This is a genomic window from Kitasatospora sp. NPDC094019 (assembly GCF_044764505.1).
GTDB lineage: Bacteria > Actinomycetota > Actinomycetes > Streptomycetales > Streptomycetaceae > Kitasatospora.
Genome location: NZ_JBIWIF010000019.1, coordinates 98061 through 114285 on the forward strand (window position 1 = coordinate 98061; position 16225 = coordinate 114285).

Genomic DNA, 16225 nt, shown 5'->3' on the forward strand with positions numbered 1-16225 from the left:
CCCGACGGCTGCAGGTTCTAGCGGACGTGGTTGATGAAGACGCGGGATCCGTCGTGGAGGTCGAGGACCGCTCCGTGGCCGACGGCGGGCGGGGTGGGGCGGGCGGAGTAGAGGTCGACGGAGGCGATCTCGCCGGGGTCGGTGGCGAGCAGCCGGGCGATGAGGGCCCGTTCGACGGTGGCGGGGTCGGCGGTGGGTGCGGGGGCCTCCATCGCGGGGGGCTTCGCGCCCAGGACGGGGGCCGGCACGTCCTCACCGGTCAGGATCTCGCCCGGGGCGCTCATGACGGCGACCTGCCAGCGCGAGGTCCGGCCGTCGGCGTCGACGGTGATCCCGAACGGGTGCCGGGCGCGATCGCCGTCCGCGTCCTCGAACGTCCTTGCCGAGACGCCGGGGAGGCCGACCACAGCGTCGAGGAGCAACTGCTGAACGCGGGCAGGGCGCATGGGGGTCCGTCCTTCGGTGGGGTCGGCATCACGCTACTGGCCGCTGGCCCCGGTGCTCCCGAGGCGGTCGTGCGGCTGACGTTTGATCACCCCGTCGGCGTATCGAAGAACAGGTCGACGACCGACTCCGTCCGGTTCCCCCCCCCGTGTACCCGGCCCCGACGCAGGGTGACGTCGAGCGGGCGCCGCCGGAGCTGATGACGTTGCCCGGGACGTCGGGATGTGCGCAGGTGGCGGCTGCTGGAGGCGCGGATCGGCGGTGGTTGGTGGGCGGAACGCCCTGGAGCTGGTCCCCCGACACCCGCGCCCAGGGGCTGTCGAACCGGCAGATCCCCGACCGCCCGGAGGCGCCCGCACGCCGCCTCCTCTGTGAAGCGGATGGTTGTCACGCTCCGTGAGGCCCTGGGGGTCGAGAATCGCTCCCAGTGCGCCGGCCCCGTCCACGGAGCGGTGCGGTCCCGGGGCGGAGCGCCACCCCGGGACCGGCCGCCGCGCCGCGTCCGGGCCGCAGCCGGCCCGGGCGCCGGCTTGGCGCACCCGTCAGGAGGGCAGGCTCCAGTGCTGGTTGGCGCCGTTCAGGCAGTCCCAGAGCACCAGTTGGTTGCCGTTCGTCGGGTCGGACCCCGGGACGGTCAGGCACCGGCCGGACTGCGGGTTGACGATCTGGCCGTCCGGTTCCGGATACCACTGCTGGGCGGCGCTGCCGTTGCAGAGGAGGAGCTGCACCTTGGTGCCGTTGTCCGTACCACCGCCGGTCGCGTCCATGCACTTGCCCAGCGCCTTGTAGGTTCCGCCGACGGGCAGCCGCCAGATCTGGCCGGCGGTGCCGGTGCAGTCGCTGATCTGTACCTTCGTCCCGTCCTCGGGGCTGCCGTTCCGCAGTTCCATGCACTTGCCCGCGAGTCCGGTGATCCGTCCGGGCGGGCGGACCGGACCGGGCTGCTCCGGCGGCAGGCGGTAGCCGAGGAGGATGTCCACGTCGACGAACCGTCCCGCCTTGCAGTCCACGGAGGTGGTGGTGTTGCCGACGATCACCGAGCTGTTGACGTAGAAGTCGTAAGGGTGACCGTTGAAGCCAAAGTCGCAGTGGGCCCGGAGTGTCCAGGTCTGGAGCGGGTCGATTCCGGTGCATTCCCCGTACCACCGCGGTTCGCCGATGACGGCATAGGTGCGGCAGCCGACGGGCGCCGAGGCGGTCGCCGCAGGCGCTCCGGGTTCGGAGGCGAAGGCGGCCGAGGGTGCAGTGAGGGCGGCGACCACCGCCAGGAGGAGGGCCGCGAGCAGGGTTGGGGCACGACGCATCGAAGGATCCCTTCCGGGCCACGGAATGCCCAACTCAACACCTTGCCGGTTGAATTGACTGATCAACAGATTCCCCGCGGGCCGCTGGCCAGCTTCGGGGATCGACCGCGCGGCGTCAATGTGACCCCGCGAAATTCTTCGCCGGGCCGGTCCGTCCGTCCTCGGCGTCCGGACGGGCGGGACCGGCTGTCCGGCGGCTGCTGGCCAAGCTCCACGCCCATGACCGGGCCCAGCTGGTCGTCATCGCCTATGAGACCGGAGTGGTCGTGCCCGGCGAAGGGCCGGTGGGCCCGGTCGGCCGTGGAGTCGATCGCTACGGTCCACTCCGCCCGGCCCACCGCGTCGTCGCCGGATCAGGACGTGCTCCAGCAGCTTCGCCAGGGTGCCGCTCGACTTCCGGCGGGCGAACCGCTCGTTGACGCCCCGCCACGGCCCTTACCGGTCCGGGGGATCACGCCACGGGGCCCCGGTCCGGAGCCGCCGCGGGACGCCGTTGACCGCCTGCCGGTGATCACGCCACGGGCGGCCATGTCGGTCCAGATGCGGCAACAGGGACTCCATGCACTCCCGCGCCGCATCCGTCGACTCGCCTCGACCCCGCCACAAGATCAATTATTCGGGCACGCCTCAGGGTACGAGCACGATCTTGCCCTGGACCCGTCCGGTTTCGCTCAGCTCGTGGGCCTTCGCGGCCTCGGTGAGCGGGAGGGTCTCGGAGATCGTGGGTCGGATGCCGTGCGCGTCGACGAGCTCGGCGAAGGCGGCCAGTACGGCGGGGGTGGGCTCCAGGAAGAACTCCACGAACCGCACGCCGAGTTCGGCGGCGCGGGCCATGACCTCGGTGCGGTCGACGCCGACGCCGACAACGTCGACGAGGATGCCCCCCGGCTTGAGGGTGGGCAGGGAACGCGGGCCGTAGTCGTTGCTGACGGTGTCGAGCACGGCGTCGATGTCGCGCAGGGTCGAGAAGTCCCGGGCCGTGTAGTCGATCACCTCGTCGGCGCCGAGTCCGCGCAGGTACTCGTGCTTGGCGGCGCGGGCGGTGCCGATGACGTACGCGCCACGGGCCTTGGCGATCTGTACGGCGAGGTGGCCGACGCCGCCGGCCGCGCCGTGGATCAGCACCCGCTGTCCCGGCTGTACTTCGGAGAGGGTGATCAGGGCCTGGTAGGCGGTGAAGCCGGAGATCGGCAGGGCGGCGGAGCCGACGTGGTCGAGAGTGCGCGGCTTGGGCGCGATGCGGTCCTCGGTCACCACCACGTGGTCGGCGTGACTGCCCCGCGGCGGGACGGTCCACCCGTAGACCTCCTCGCCGATGGCGAAGCGGGTCACACCCTCGCCGACGCCCTCCACCGTGCCGCTGAACTCGTGGCCGAGGACGAACGGCGGCGGGCCGAAGAAGTCCACCTTGCCGACGCGGACCTTCCAGTCCGCGGGGTTCATGCCGGTGGCCCGTACCCTCACGAGCACCTCGCCGGGGCCCGGGGAGGGCGTGGGTGTCTCGGCGAGTTCCAGGACGTCGGAGCCGCCGATGGTCCGCTGGGTGATCACACGTGTCGTCGTCATGCCGAGCATTCTGCGCCAGATGATCATGAGAGGGAAACGGTTTCGCCGCCCGGCGGTCCCGCGGCGTTCCGGGCATCACGACCCGAGGAACCTGTTCGGTCGCAGCACTGGTGCTGCGACCGGGACGGCTCGCGGTGACCGGAGGACGGCTCGTGGGACGAGCGGACGCGAAGCGGCTGGTATTACTGGGGGCATGCAGGAAGAGACCGCACGCTCCGCGATCGACACGTTCATCTCCGCGTTCAACGCCTCGGAGGACAGCTATGTGACCGCCCTGCTCTCTCGGGCCCTGACCTCGGACGTGGTCTTCTGGGGACCGTTGGGTCGCAGCGAAGGAATCGCGGCGGTCGAGCGGTTCGTCCTGGACATCCGGCGCCACCCGGCGGGGCCCGGCACGATGGTGCGCTGCTCGGCAGTGGACATGCCTGACGAATGGGCCCGGTACCAGTGGGTCTACACCACGCCTGAGGGAGGCCCCCGCCTGGCGGGAACGGACGTCGTCCATCTGCGACGGAACCTCATCGACCAGTTCATCGTCTTCGCGGGGGAGATCGCGCCGTCCGGCTCCTGAGTGTCGAAATTTCCTCCTTCGCCCGGGGCCGCGTGACGTGCTACGCCGTCCCGGAACAGCTGAGGAAGGACTTCGGCGTCGGCGGCACCGTGGCCCCGAACCGGTACTGGACCCCTCCCGCCCCCACGGTCACTGCCTGAGCGGGTGGGCACCTGTGCTGTCGGGGCGCAGGACGGTGCCGCCGTGGAGCAGGCCGTCGAGTACCGCGGACACCCAGGTGTCCAGGTCGGCCCCGGGCGGCAGCGGCGGGGGCGTTCCGGCGAGGGCGCGCTGAGCGAAGCCGGTGTCCAGGTGAGGAAGGCGGGCGTCGAGCACCGTGAGTCGTTCCCGGCGGTGCTCGGCCCGCAGCGAATCGAGCCAGACCGCCAGCGCGGCCTTGGACGCCCGGTAGGCGACTGTCCCCGGTACGGGCCGATCGACGACCATGCCGGTGAGCGCACCGACCGCGCCGTCCGGTGCGAGGACGTCCAGCGCTCCTTCGAGCACGGCCATCGGGGCCGAGGCGTTCACGGCCATCAGATGCTCCTGGATCGCGAGCGGAACCTCGCCGGCCCGGCCGAAGGCGACCGCGCCGAACGTGACCAGTACCGCGTCCAGGCCACTCGTCCGACGCGCGGCCCGGGCGGCGAGGCCGCGGCAGCCCTCCAGGTCGTAGGCGTCGAACACCTCCCCCCGCTCCGCGCCCACCCGTCGTGCCACGCGCTCCAGTCGCGCCGGGTCCCGTCCCGCCACCGCGACCCGGGCCCCTCTCGCCGCCGCGGTGGCCGCGACCTCGGCCCCGATCACCCCGGTGGCACCCACCACCAGCAGTCGCCATCCGTCGATCTCCATCGTCGCCTCCGGGCCGGTCGTCGCGTCGGTCGTTGCCGTGCGAGCCGTCGTCGGGCCGGTCACCGTCGGGCCGGTCATCGTCGGGTCAGCACGCGCGGAAGCCGGTAGGCCACCGCGTCCGCGAGACGCTCGAACTCGGACCGCAGGAACGGTGCGGCGAGCCGTGCGGGGCCGTGGAAACGCAGCGAGGCGCGGTAGACCAGCAGCGTGTGGTCGGTGGACGCGCCGACCGTGATGTCGTCGGTGGCGGTGACAGTGCGGTTGCGCCCGACGAACACCAGCCGGTCGGGCCCGTACTCCTCCAACCGGTACTCCAGTTCGGTCCGCCGCCCCCTGAAGCGCGAGGCGTTGCGCCAGCGTGCTCCCGTCTCCACCGGCCCGGAGTCCAGGCGCACGCAGTCCTCGGTACCCGGGTCCCATTCGACTGTGTTCCCGAAGTCCGCCAGGTACCGAAGCACTTCGTCGGCGGGCCGCTGCACCGCCATTCGGCGCTCCACCTCGATCATCGCTCTCCCTTTCGCTCACGGGGCGCCGGGCGTGCGCGCCGCCGTCCTCCTGTTCGGCGCGGACGCGTCCGCGGATGTGTCTGGTGCCGAACCCGTACCGGCCGTGGTCCCGCCGGGGTCGGTGGTGGTGCCGTCGAGCGCGCCCCTCCCGTTGCCGTGGCGTCGCCAGGTCCGGTCGTATGCCGCGTCCGCCGGCCCGGGGCGGGGGCGAGGCGCCCCGGCTCACGATCGGACCCCGCTGTGTCGTTGGTGCGCTCGGCGATCGTGGGGGCCGTGCGCCGTGCCGGGGCCGGGCTGGGGCGGCGCGTCAGGACGGTGAGAAGGTCGCTGTCCGGTGGGTCGCAGGGGCGGGCGGCGTCGGCCCCGGGGCGGACGCCGGTTTGCGCGGCAGTGCCAGGTGTCGCAGGACGAGTGCCGGCACGGGCGCCGACGCGCGTGCCGGCTTCGGCGGTGTGGCGGATGGCGAGCGGCCCGGACTCGTCGAAGGCGAACACCCGGTCGGGGAGGCGTTCCAGGAGGTGCTCGATGCGGTCGACTCCGGCGTCGTAGCCGGGGGGTGGGGGTGCTCATGCGGGCGTGAGGGCGAGGCGTTTGATCTCTCGTAGGGTCATGGCCGTTTCGGTGTGGTGGATCCCCGGGAGTGGGCCGATGCGGTGGTGGAGGTAGTCGTACAGTTCGGCGGGGTCGCGGAAGATGCCGTTCGCAACCAGGTTGGACGTGCCGGTGGTGGCCGCGGCGAAAGCGATCTGTGGGTGTGTGGCGAGGGCTTCCCCGACGGTGCGCAGGTGCGCCGGGGCGACGTTGAGTCGGATGCGTGTGGCTGTCCGGTAGCCGAGGAGCCGCGGGTCGAAGTCGACCGAGAGGTTCAGGGCGCCCGCGTCGCGCAGACGGTCGAGGTGGCGCTGGATGCTGGAGGGGGAGCGGTGGGCGGCCGCGGCGAGTTCGGGCAGTGTCGCGCGGCCGTCGCGGGCCAGTTCCTGGAACAGGATGCGATCGGTGGTGTCCACGTCCAGCGGGGTGGTGGGGGGTGCGGGGGAGTGCGCCGCGGCCGCCGTGTTCCGGGGCCCGTACCGGGTGGAGTGCCAGGTGCTCGTGGCCCCGACGAAGACGTGCAGCATGCGGTGCGCGCCGGCGGTGAGCACCTGCGGGGTGCGCAGGAGCTTCTCCAGCAGCAGGGTGGCGGGTTCGTCGGCGGTGGGGGCGTCGAGTGCGCAGTAGAGCTCGGTGCTGTCGGCGGTGAGGGTGACCCAACTGGTGTCGGAGCGGCGGGCGAGGTCTTCGGCGATGGTCGCGGTGGCGGGCGGGGCGCAGTGCAGGCGCAGCAGCCAGCGGCTCAGGCCCAGTCGGTTGGAGACGGGTCGGCCGACGATGCGCAGGCCGAGGCCGCGTAGGCGCCGGTAGCGGCGGGCGACGGTGCGTTCGGACACGTCGTGCTCTCGGGCGATGCGGCTGAAGGGTGCGCGGCCGTCGAGTTGGAGAGCCCGGAGCAGGTGCTGGTCGAGCTCGTCGACGGTGTCGCGATCCACCGGTGAACCTCGCTTCCTCGCCGGAGCCTCCCGTTCTTGAGCGTACGGCTTGAGCCGGGGCGGCGGGGCGGCGGATGGTGAGCGGGTCGTTGTCCGTCCGGCGGGTGACGGCGGTGGTGGGCGAGTGCGACGAGGTCGCGCTCCCACTGATCGACCGCCCCGCTTCCACTGATCGACCGCCGTGCTCCCGCCTGCCGCCCCCGGCCCCGCCGACCGTCCTGCTCCGTCCGCCGACCTCAAGGAGGATCCACCCGTGGACACCGCCCCGATTCCCCTCATCGACCTCGGCCGCTGGACGCGCGGCCATCGTGCGGACCGGGAGCGGCTCGCCGCCCGGGTCGACCGCTCCCTGCAGTCCAGCGGCTTCCTCCTGGTGACCGGACACGGCATCGAAACGGAACTCCCGGGCAGGCTACGCGCCGCGGCGAACGAGTTCTTCCACCTGCCCCAGCCCGTCAAGAGGCGCTACGACCAGGACCGGCGCGGCTGGATCGGCCGGGACCGGGTGACGACCGCCAGGTCCGAGGGCACCCCCGGCCCGCCGGATCTGCTGGAGGTCTGGTCGTGCGCCGTCGACTCCTCCGTGCGCCCCGGCGGTCGGCAGCAGACCCCCGGCCGGTGGCCCGGGGAAGTGCCTGTCCTGCACCCGCTCGTGACGGCGTACACCGCCCGGATGCGCACTCTGGCCGACACGCTCCTCGCCGTCATGGCGACGGCCCTGGGCCGCCCGGCCGACTTCTTCACCCGTCACACGGCGCGCCCGCACTGGGACTTCACCATCAACTGGTATCCGGCGGCCGAGGAGACCGGTGCGCCAGCACCGGGTCAGTTCCGCGTCGGACCGCACACCGACTTCGGCCTCGTCACCCTCCTGGACCGGGAGCCCGGCAGGGGCGGCCTCCAGGTCCACGACGAAGTGGCGGGCTGGCGGGACGCCCCTTTCAAGGCGGGTGCGGTTACCGTGAACATCGGCGACCTGATGGCCCGTTGGAGCGGGGACCGCTGGCGCTCCGGGCGCCACCGCGTGCTGCCCCCGCCCTGCGGGGCGCCGCAGGAGGAACTCACCTCGCTGGTGTACTTCCACGGGTGTGCGCCCGACACCGAGATCACCTCGCTGCCGGCGCCGCTCGGGCGAAGGTCCTACGGCGCGATACGCGCCGGTGACTATCTGGCCGACAGGATGCGCGCCATTCTCCACTGACGGCCTCCTCCTTCCTCCCCCTCGTTCCCAACGCCCGCTCCGCCCGGTCCGCCCGATCCCGGCCCGGGGGGGAGCCGTGTCGTGGCTGTCGGCGCGCACCGCGGCGGAGAACAAGGGTCCGCCACGCCTTCGGGAACTTCCCGGCCGGAGCACGACACCGGCGACGACCGACGCACACACCCCTGCGGCACGATGCCCTCGCCCCCGGCCCCCTGGCGCTCCCGGCCCCGGGAGGGGCGCGTCCCCCGGATGACAGGAAATCTTGCGGCCGCGAGGCCCGGAATGGTGTATGCCCACCCCCGAGGGTGCCGAAGAATTTCCTGTCCCCGTCCGGTGCCGCAGGTGGCTGCGCCAGCGACACACCAGGGACCCGTGACCGGGGGGCGGGTGCGCGGGTGCTCGTCAGGCTCCCGGTGCACGCCGCCGGGGAGGACCCCGATCCCCCGAGGACCCGCGTCCGCGGCCGTAGTGCGGGGAGGGCACCGGGCACGGAAGGCCGTCGATCACTCGGGATCGATCCGGCTCGTACTCGGGACAGCGATCTGAGTACGAGGCGGTCAGAGGATGAGCGGGACGACTGCTAGACGGGTGATCCCCCATGCTTGACCAGTGACTTGAGCGCACCGGGCGCTCCTACGCCGAATGCGCCCACCAGGGAGTATCCGAGTGCGGCCTCCTGCGGTGCGACACGTGCCTCCGGCAGCCAGTCGACGCCGATCGCCCCGGACGGGTTCCGGTCGAAAGTCCCTAGCTCGATCCCTTCGCGGTCGAAACGGCTACGGATCCCTGACACGGGTACGAGCCGGTACGAGCGACCCTGGTATTCGACGTCCACTCGGAACGATCTGCGAGTGGCGAATCCCATGCCCGGGGCTGTCGTTCCCGAAACTTCTCCCACCGACAACAGCAAATTCCGCCGGTTGCGAGTTCCGATCGGCGAACAGTCCTCGGCGATGGCCCCGTCACGGCGCTTCACGCTCGCACCCGGCAATGAGGGCGAGCTGACATGGACCACTCCGCGCCGACTGTCGGAAAGAATCTCCACCCGCCCGTGACGCGGATCATTGACGACGATCATTCGCTCATCCCTCTTCGCTCGTGCCTTCGGCCGCAAATCCGGGACCCTGCCTGCCCAGCGGCTCGTGGGCGCGTGTCCCGCAGTGCTGGAGCTGAGTTCGCGCGTGACGGTGTGGTCCGCGCCGACCTGACTCGCGGACCGTATGCGGTTCCTGGCGTCCAGTCCGTCCTTGACGAAGAAGGTAGCCGGTTGAACCGAGGCCGCCGCCGGAGCGACCGCACCCGTACTTCCCTCGACAATCGCGACAACTGCCGCCCAGAGGATCCCGGTGCTGCGCAGAGTTTCGCTCCTGCCGAGAATTCCGGACAGGTATCCAGGGCTACTTGTGGCGTCCGAATACTGTGGGGCGATGCCATTCTCCATCTCGTGGCACGACGTCGGCCAGCCCTCTGTCGGCTGATTCTGATCCGCCACGGGGCGGCTTTCGACCCGCTGGCCGGCTGTCTGTAACCCCGCCGTTCGGCGGGTCGGCCCCCATCGTCCGGCGGAGGTGGCTCGGAGGCTGCCGAAGCGCTCAGCCGTCGAGCCGTCGCCAGTCGGAGGGGCTGTGTCCGCGGGCCCGTTTGAAGGCGACGCTGAACGCGAAGGCGTCCGCGTAGCCGACCGCGTGGGCGACGGCGGCGACGGTGTCGTCGGTGTCGCGGAGCAGGTCCGCCGCCAGGACCATCCGCCAGGTGGTCAAGTAGGTGAGCGGGGGCTCGCCCACGGCGGCGGTGAAGTGCGCGGCGAAGGTGGCCCGGGACTGGCCGACCTGTGCGGCCAGTTCGGCGACGGTCCAGCGGCGGGCCGGGTCCTCGTGCAGCAGGCGCAGCGCGTCGCCGACCGCCGGTGTGGTCAATGCGGTCTGCCAGGAAGGGGGTTCGGCGTTGGGGCGGGCGCACCAGGCGCGCAGGGCGAGGACCAGGACGAGGTCCAGCAGCCGGTTCAGGACGGCGTCCTGGCCGGGTTCGTCGAGGGCTGTCTCGGTGGCGAGCAGGTCCAGCGCGCCGCTGGTGCGGGGTCCGGCGGGGACGACGGCCAGGGGCGGGAGCATGGCGAGCAGGCGTTCGCCGACGTCGCCGCGCAGGTCGTAGGCGCCGCGGAGCAGGACCGTGGCGCCGGGCAGGCCGTCGCCGTAGGTCCGGGGGGCCAGGCTCTGCCGGCACGGGCCGACGGCCTCGAAGACGGGTGCGCTTCCGCCGCGGATCACCACCTGCGGCGGAGTGTCCGGGGCGTCGGCGACGGTGTAGCGGTGGGTGCCGCTGATCAGGGCGATGTCTCCGGCGGCAAGCCGTACCGGGGTGGCCCGCGGGTCGTCGTCGAGCCGGATCCACGCGGCACCGCCGAGTGCGGTCACGACGGTGAGCGCGGGGTTCTCCGCGAAGGCCATCGACCACGGCGGGCGCTGGATCATCTGCCGGACCAGTGCGCTGTTCGCGCGGGCCCGGTGCAGCAGATCGCTCAGCACGTCCATGCGGACCACGCTAGACGATGGCAGGGCTGGACGATGACAAAGGGATCGTCGACGATCACCCATGGAACATCCGGCTCCGCCGGGGTTGCCTGGAGGGCATGACGAACAACATCCTCGTTCTCGGCGGGACCGGCACCACCGGCCGCCGCATCGCCCGCCGCCTGACCGACCGGGGCCTGCCGGTCCGTACCGCCGCCCGTACCGGCGCTGACGTCCGCCTCGACCTGGACGATCCCACGACCTGGGCGCCCGCGCTCGACGGCGTTACCGCCGCCTACCTCCTGGAGCCCGGCGGGCAGTCCCGCACCCCGCACCTGGTCGCGGAGGCCGTCGCCGCGGGCGTCAAGCGCCTGGTACTGCTCTCCGCCCACGGCGTCGACCTGGCCGGCGACAGTCACCCGCTCAGGGCCGCCGAAGCGGCGGTGCGCGGGAGCGGCGTCGACTGGACCGTCCTGCAGCCCGAGTGGTTCGCCCAGAACTTCACCGAGTCCTTCTGGCGGGAGGGCGTGCGCTCCGGGACGCTCGCCCTGCCCACCGGCGACGGCCGGGTTCCTTTTGTCGACGCCGAGGACATCGCCGACGTCGCCGTGGCCGCCCTCACCGAGGACGGCCACGGCGGCCGCACGTACCGGCTGACCGGCCCCCGGGCGATCAGCCTCGGCGAGGCGGCCGACGTGATCACCGCCGCCACGGGCCGCACCGTGCGCCACCTCGACGTCACCCCCGAGGCATTCACCGCCCAACTGGTCGCCCACGGCACACCCTTCGACGTCGCCGCGGTGCTCACCGGCCTGCTGGTGAACATCCGCGACGGCCACGGCGCCGACATCTCCGACGGCGTCGAACAGGCCCTCGGCCGCCCGGCCCGCTCCTTCGAGTCCTTCGCCACCGGGGCAGCGGCCGCGGGTCTCTGGGACTGAGGCCGTCCGGGGCCGCGACCACGCGTGGCGGTCGGTTCCACGGCTTCGTGTCGGCCGGCCGGTTCCGTCGGCCCGGTGCGCACCGTCGCCGTCGATCCTGCCTTCGGGGAGGGAGCACCCCGGAGGCAGGATCGACACGGTGTCGGCCCGGGTCGAAGAGCCGGTGGGTGTTGCCGGAGCAGCACCCACCGGGAGCCCAGGAGCGGGGTTTGCCCGGATGTGTGGGTCGCTGTGGGGCCGGCCGGTGGCGTGCAGCGGCCTCGGCGGGGAGCCGGCGGAGCAGCAGGTCGACGTCGGAGCCGGTGTACGCACGGTCACCCCGTCCGTCAGGAGGGTGTGCCCCGTCGGCAGATCCGATCGTGGTCCAGGACCGCGACCAGGGCGGCCTCCAGGCGGGAACGCACACCGAGCTTGCCGAAGAGGCTGGAGACGTGCTTCTTGACGGTGCGTTCGGTGATGCCCAGGCGGAGCGCGATGGAGACGTTGCCCAGTCCGGACGCCAGGAGCAGAAGGACGGAGGTCTCCCGTTCGGTGAGCGCGGACAGGTCGCGCGGTGCCGGCCGTGCCGTCGGCGTGGGCTGTTCGCACAGGCAGGTGGTGGGTGTCGAAGGCCGGGGTCGGCTCATCGGTTCGGTGGTCCGTTCATCGGGGCGTCCGCCCGTCCGCGCATTCCGGGCGGACGGGGGAAAGCCGGGTGCTGTGGGAGCGAAGCGGCCACGACAGCAGGATTCGTCCTGCGGTTGTCGTGTATCGGTACGTCATCGTAGGCAGGCGGTGGGCGCCGGAACCGCGTTCGGGCGGGGGGATCCCACCCGCCAGGCGGCGGGTCTTTCCCGCCGTGCGGTGGTCTCCGTGTCCGCCCGGGCGAAGAGGCTCGCCGGCCCCGCTCGGTTTGTGCTTCATGGTCTGCTCCGGTCCCGTTCGGTGGTGTTCTCGGGGTGCCGGACGGCTTCTTCCTACGTCGAAGGGGGTGGCAGGGCGCTGGTTCTTCGAGCTGAGGGGCCTGCCGGGGCCCGGTCCGGTGGGTTTGGACGTACGGGGTGGACCTGGCGCCGCGTCTGCCGGTGGTCCTGTTGTCGGGACGGCGCGGATCGGTTGGCTGCGGAACGGTAGAAGTTCCTGTCGCGGGCCGTCCACGGACGGAGGGAAGGACTGTTGTCAGGACGATGGCTCCTTCCTGTCGCCCGCAATCCCCGCTCACCCGTCCGGCCCGGAAACGGACCCCCACGTGCCGCGCTGGGCGAGCGAACCGGCCGATGCGCGTTCCCGAGCCAGGAGTCGCGGCCGAGGACCTCGGCGAAGCGTCGCCGCCTCGCCGCCTCGCCGCCCTGGCGCGCAGGGTCAGTGCCACCAGCGTTGCCGCGGTGCAGAGACGGTCCGCGGCCGGGTCCAGGATCCGGCCGAGATCGCTCACCTGGTCGACCTTTCGTGCGAGGCAGCCGTCCGGACAGTCGGTGATTCCGCTGAGGGCAGGGACCAGAACGGCCAACAGATCCTTGTTGTCGCGCCCGTCGCGCCCCAGCAAGGGGAGCAGGGCGAGTCAGAGGAAGACGGGAACACCCGCGAGCCGCAGCATGCTCAGCACATTGGGAACCGTCAGGATCCGAGCTGCCTGTTCTCCTGCCCGAGGGCGTCTCGGCCCCGTTCTCGGTTGTGGCACGTGTGATCAGGTCCAGCGATTCCGGACGTGGACAGTTCACACGACCCGGCATCGCCCATGTGCCGTGGGCGGACGCCCTGGGAGCCACTGTTTCCGGTGGTCCGCCGACACCTCGGCCCACGCCACTCCCGCGCCGGCCCGCGCGGGTTCCGCGCGCGACGTCCACCGACAGTAGCCGCCCCGGTCCCACGGCAAGCCGTGTCGGACCGTGCTTCCGGGGGTGCCTCGCCCGTGGGCGAACACTCAGACATGGGGGTGGTCGGGGGCGTAGTCGCTCAGGTGGTCGAGCGCGCTACGGACGAGGGGTTCGTGCCGGTAGGGGTTCAGGCGGTTGCGGTACGCGGTGGTCAGGCCCGGGGAGAGCTCTCCGCCTACGGCGATGGCCCGGTGGACGGCCCAGCAGGCGAGGTCGATCTCGTTCAGCGCGAGGTAGGTGTCGACCGCGCGGAGAAGCCGACGGGCGGCGAGGGGCGAGGGAGGTTCGGGGCGGGGATCGGCGAGAGAGCTCGCGAGGGTGTCGAAGTAGCTTCTGGCCCGGTGGGGTTGGCCGAGGCTGAGCCAGGCATTGGCCCGCGCGCCGGCCAGGAAATGGTCGTCGACGTTGATGCCGAAGGGAGTGCCGGCTTCGTCGTGCTCGCTGGGGGCCGTGCGTGTGTCGGCGGCCAGGTCCATGGTCCGCGCGGTGTCGTCGGGCCGACCGAGCTGCGCACGGGCGAGGGCCTCCTTGATGTACAGGGAGGCTGTCGTGTGGGGTGACGGCCGGGGGTGCGTGGCCAGGGCGGCGCGAACGAGGGCCATGGCGTCCGTAGGATCGCCGGCGATGAGATGGCGCATGGACAGTTGAGCCAGTGCGGCCGAGACGTACTCCGGGTCCGCTGCCGCGGCGGCTGTGCGCAGTGCGGTGAGGTTGTGCCGTTCCGCTCGGGTTTCCTCGCCGAGCGAGCTGCTGAGCCAGCCGCAGGCGATGGAGGTCCGGGTGGCGAGCCGCAGGAGGCGTTGGCCGGTCGGGTGGTCGTATCCGGTCCTGGTCAGCAGGTGGACGATCAGCCGGAACTCGGCGTGCGCCGCCGTGTACAGTGCCGCGGCCGGCACGAGAGTGCCGTTCTCCTGTTGTTCGAGGGCCTTCGTCCGGTTCTCCGCCCAGTCCAGGTAGTCGTCGGGGAGCCCGGGGCCGTCGCGGCCGGGCCACGGTTGCGGGCGGGCCAGGCGTGCCCGGACGGCCCGCAGCTGGCGGGCGAGCGCCGGGCCGCCCACGACGAGAGTCGGACTGGCGTGGGCTTCGGGCAGACCGAGGGCGTTGTGGACAGTCTCGACGGTGCCTTCATTTGTGTACGGTGTTTCCAGCCAGTCGGCGTCCCCGGTGGCGATGCGCAGCCAGACGGGCCAGCCGAGCCGGTACACCTCGCTCGGCTCGATGCCGTGGATGTGGGCGATGGCGAGCTGGGCGGTGTGCTCGGGTACGGTACGGCCCGATTCCCAGCGCGACACCTTCTCCCTCCTGGCGGCCATGTGCCCGAAGCCGAGCTCGCTGTGGGTCTGGGCGACCAGCCGCGCGTAGTCGGGATGGGACAGACCTGCCGTTGCCCTGAGTCGAGCGAGTGGATGAGTCATCTGTACAACCTGGAGGGTCGTCGGGAACAGGAGCACCGGAGGGCCACCGCACGTCGGCGGGGATCCTGGACACGCCGCTTCACCTGTATCAGTACGCGAGGCCCCTGCCCGGGCAGCCCACGGGCTGCCGGTGCGGGGAGAGCAGAGCGAACGGTCCTCCGCCCGGCGTGCGACCCGTCTCCCTGTTGGGGGTGCGCCGGCTTCGTCGATGGAGTCGACCACTGTGCCTCTACCGCCGAATTTTACCGTCGGCCGGGTGTTCCTCGGCTGCGGCAAGGGTCGCTCGGGGCAACTGTGGCCCCGTGGCGGAGCACGATCCGCCGATCGGCGGTGGAACTGCTGGCCTCCCGTCGGTGGCTCTCCGCCGGACGGCGGACGCCCGACACCGGACGGCGCCGGCGTGCCCGGTCACTTCCGGTAGTCGGGCAGGGCGGCGTGCACGCGGTAGCCGCCGTCGGGCGCGGGGCCGCTGGTCAGGGAGCCGTCGAGGTTCTCGGCACGCTCCCGCAGCCCGATCAGACCGTGCCGGGAGCTGGGCAGTTGGAGGCTCGGTCGGGTCGGTGCGGTGTTCACCACACTCACCTCCAGGCCCAAGCCGGACCGGTGGATCTCGACCACGGCGCTCGCGCCGGGGGCGTGCTTGCGGACGTTGGTGAGGGCCTCCTGGACGATCCGGTAGACGGTGCGTTGCACCGTGGCGCTGGCGTCGGCGGGCACCTCGCCCACCAGCCTGGCGTCGAGACCGCTTCCCGCCACCAGCTCCGCGAGCTGTTCCGCGGTGGGCTGGGGGGTGATCTCGGTGTCCCGGCTGCCCGATGCCCTCAGCAGGGTGACCATGTGCCGCAGCTCGTCGAGGGTGGTGACGCTCAGCTTCCGGATCGTTCGGGCCGCCTCCTCGGTGTCGGCGTTGTCCGCACCGACCTGCAGGGCGCCGGCACGCACGGCGATCAGACTGACCTGGTGCGACACCACGTCGTGCATCTCCCGTGCCAGCTGCGCCCTCTCCCGCCCCAGGACAGCCTGGGCGTGCAGTTCGCGGCGGTGTGCCTGGGCCTCGTGCAGGTCGGCCACACTCCGGGTGAGGCCCGCGCGAATCGCGAGCAGTTGGCCCACGGCGACGGCAGCGAAGGCCGCCATGGCCGGAGGGGGCACCAGCCAGAGGTACTCCGGTCCGACGACGTAGTGGTGCGGAACCTTATGGGGGAGTGCCCAGCACTGGTAGGACGCGACCACCGCCAGGTACAGCAGCGCGCCCGCCACACCCCGGCGCAGCGACCCCTCGGCGACGGTCGACAGTGCCACCAGCACTGCCGGCGCGTCGTGGTGGTCCGCCACGGCCACGTAGACGAGGGAGAGGGCGAACACCGGGACCGGGAAGCGCCGGCGCAGGAGCAGCAGGAGCGCGGCTGCCGAGCCCGCTACCAGGCGCGTGTGGTCCAGTGTCGCGAACGACAGGTGCGGATCGAGACGATGGTGGGTAATGCCCAGGGCGTGTATCCACGTGGTCGCCAGGGCGATCGCCACCAGTAGGGCATCCACCGCCCACCTGGGCAT

15 protein-coding genes and 2 pseudogenes are annotated in these 16225 nt (G+C 72.1%); 4 read left to right on the top strand and 13 right to left on the bottom strand.

The window, feature by feature from the left end:
- Positions 1–17: 17 nt before the first annotated feature.
- Together ACIQ9P_RS32145 and ACIQ9P_RS32150 are read right to left on the bottom strand one after the other, a co-directional pair.
- Entirely contained in the window at positions 18–446 is a 429-nt protein-coding gene (locus ACIQ9P_RS32145) for a hypothetical protein (RefSeq protein ID WP_402364118.1), read from the bottom strand.
- Positions 447–986: 540 nt separating this feature from the next.
- Complete coding sequence (locus tag ACIQ9P_RS32150) at positions 987–1748, bottom strand: ricin-type beta-trefoil lectin domain protein (RefSeq protein WP_402364121.1); 762 nt, start codon at positions 1746–1748, stop codon at positions 987–989.
- A gap of 188 nt (positions 1749–1936) precedes the next feature.
- Between ACIQ9P_RS32150 and ACIQ9P_RS32155 the strand changes: the two are divergent.
- Positions 1937–2023, top strand: a pseudogene (locus ACIQ9P_RS32155) (DNA-binding response regulator); the annotation flags it as partial.
- A gap of 160 nt (positions 2024–2183) precedes the next feature.
- On the opposite strand, the gene ACIQ9P_RS32160 reads toward ACIQ9P_RS32155, so the two are convergent.
- Both ACIQ9P_RS32160 and ACIQ9P_RS32165 read right to left on the bottom strand, forming a co-directional pair.
- The gene (locus ACIQ9P_RS32160) at positions 2184–2360 is read right to left on the bottom strand and encodes a transposase (RefSeq protein WP_402364124.1); all 177 of its coding nucleotides are present in this window, start codon (positions 2358–2360) and stop codon (positions 2184–2186) included.
- 15 nt (positions 2361–2375) lie between these two features.
- A complete protein-coding gene (locus ACIQ9P_RS32165; RefSeq protein ID WP_402364126.1) occupies positions 2376–3314 on the bottom strand; it encodes an NADP-dependent oxidoreductase in 939 nt (312 codons plus the stop codon).
- A 193-nt stretch (positions 3315–3507) separates the two neighbouring features.
- Between ACIQ9P_RS32165 and ACIQ9P_RS32170 the strand changes: the two genes are divergently transcribed.
- Positions 3508–3885: a nuclear transport factor 2 family protein gene (locus tag ACIQ9P_RS32170; RefSeq protein ID WP_402364129.1), complete on the top strand. Its 378-nt coding sequence runs from the start codon at positions 3508–3510 to the stop codon at positions 3883–3885.
- 129 nt (positions 3886–4014) lie between these two features.
- On the opposite strand, the gene ACIQ9P_RS32175 is transcribed toward ACIQ9P_RS32170, so the two are convergent.
- The 3 genes from ACIQ9P_RS32175 to ACIQ9P_RS32185 all read right to left on the bottom strand — a co-directional run bounded on the left by ACIQ9P_RS32175 (position 4015) and on the right by ACIQ9P_RS32185 (position 6748).
- Positions 4015–4716, bottom strand: a complete 702-nt coding sequence (locus ACIQ9P_RS32175) for an SDR family NAD(P)-dependent oxidoreductase (protein WP_402364132.1) — start codon at positions 4714–4716, stop codon at positions 4015–4017.
- Positions 4717–4790: 74 nt separating this feature from the next.
- Positions 4791–5222 carry an SRPBCC family protein gene (locus tag ACIQ9P_RS32180; RefSeq protein WP_402364135.1) on the bottom strand — a complete coding sequence of 144 codons (432 nt, stop codon included), beginning with the start codon at positions 5220–5222 and terminating at the stop codon, positions 4791–4793.
- Positions 5223–5788: 566 nt separating this feature from the next.
- Positions 5789–6748 (bottom strand): AsnC family transcriptional regulator, encoded by a 960-nt coding sequence (locus ACIQ9P_RS32185; protein WP_402364138.1) that lies wholly within the window; start codon positions 6746–6748, stop codon positions 5789–5791.
- Between the two features lie 253 nt (positions 6749–7001).
- Here ACIQ9P_RS32185 and ACIQ9P_RS32190 point away from each other — a divergent pair, with 253 nt between their 5' ends.
- Positions 7002–7949, top strand: coding sequence for an isopenicillin N synthase family dioxygenase (locus tag ACIQ9P_RS32190; RefSeq protein WP_402364141.1), 948 nt, complete (start codon positions 7002–7004; stop codon positions 7947–7949).
- Positions 7950–8529: 580 nt separating this feature from the next.
- On the opposite strand, the gene ACIQ9P_RS32195 is transcribed toward ACIQ9P_RS32190, so the two are convergent.
- Both ACIQ9P_RS32195 and ACIQ9P_RS32200 read right to left on the bottom strand, forming a co-directional pair.
- Entirely contained in the window at positions 8530–9027 is a 498-nt protein-coding gene (locus ACIQ9P_RS32195; protein ID WP_402364145.1) for a hypothetical protein, read from the bottom strand.
- A 514-nt stretch (positions 9028–9541) separates the two neighbouring features.
- Positions 9542–10480: an AraC family transcriptional regulator gene (locus tag ACIQ9P_RS32200; RefSeq protein ID WP_402364147.1), complete on the bottom strand. Its 939-nt coding sequence runs from the start codon at positions 10478–10480 to the stop codon at positions 9542–9544.
- A 98-nt stretch (positions 10481–10578) separates the two neighbouring features.
- Here ACIQ9P_RS32200 and ACIQ9P_RS32205 point away from each other — a divergent pair, with 98 nt between their 5' ends.
- Positions 10579–11400, top strand: a complete 822-nt coding sequence (locus ACIQ9P_RS32205; protein WP_402364150.1) for an NAD(P)H-binding protein — start codon at positions 10579–10581, stop codon at positions 11398–11400.
- Positions 11401–11726: 326 nt separating this feature from the next.
- Here the strand turns inward: ACIQ9P_RS32205 and ACIQ9P_RS32210 are convergent, their stop codons facing one another.
- The 4 genes and pseudogenes from ACIQ9P_RS32210 to ACIQ9P_RS32225 all read right to left on the bottom strand — a co-directional run bounded on the left by ACIQ9P_RS32210 (position 11727) and on the right by ACIQ9P_RS32225 (position 16210).
- Positions 11727–12026, bottom strand: a complete 300-nt coding sequence (locus ACIQ9P_RS32210; RefSeq protein ID WP_402364153.1) for a helix-turn-helix transcriptional regulator — start codon at positions 12024–12026, stop codon at positions 11727–11729.
- Positions 12027–12733: 707 nt separating this feature from the next.
- Positions 12734–13060: pseudogene (locus ACIQ9P_RS32215) on the bottom strand (CDP-alcohol phosphatidyltransferase family protein); the annotation flags it as partial.
- Positions 13061–13303: 243 nt separating this feature from the next.
- A complete protein-coding gene (locus tag ACIQ9P_RS32220) occupies positions 13304–14671 on the bottom strand; it encodes a hypothetical protein (protein ID WP_402364156.1) in 1368 nt (455 codons plus the stop codon).
- A gap of 408 nt (positions 14672–15079) precedes the next feature.
- Positions 15080–16210 carry a sensor histidine kinase gene (locus ACIQ9P_RS32225; RefSeq protein ID WP_402364159.1) on the bottom strand — a complete coding sequence of 377 codons (1131 nt, stop codon included), beginning with the start codon at positions 16208–16210 and terminating at the stop codon, positions 15080–15082.
- Between the last annotated feature and the right edge of the window lie 15 nt (positions 16211–16225).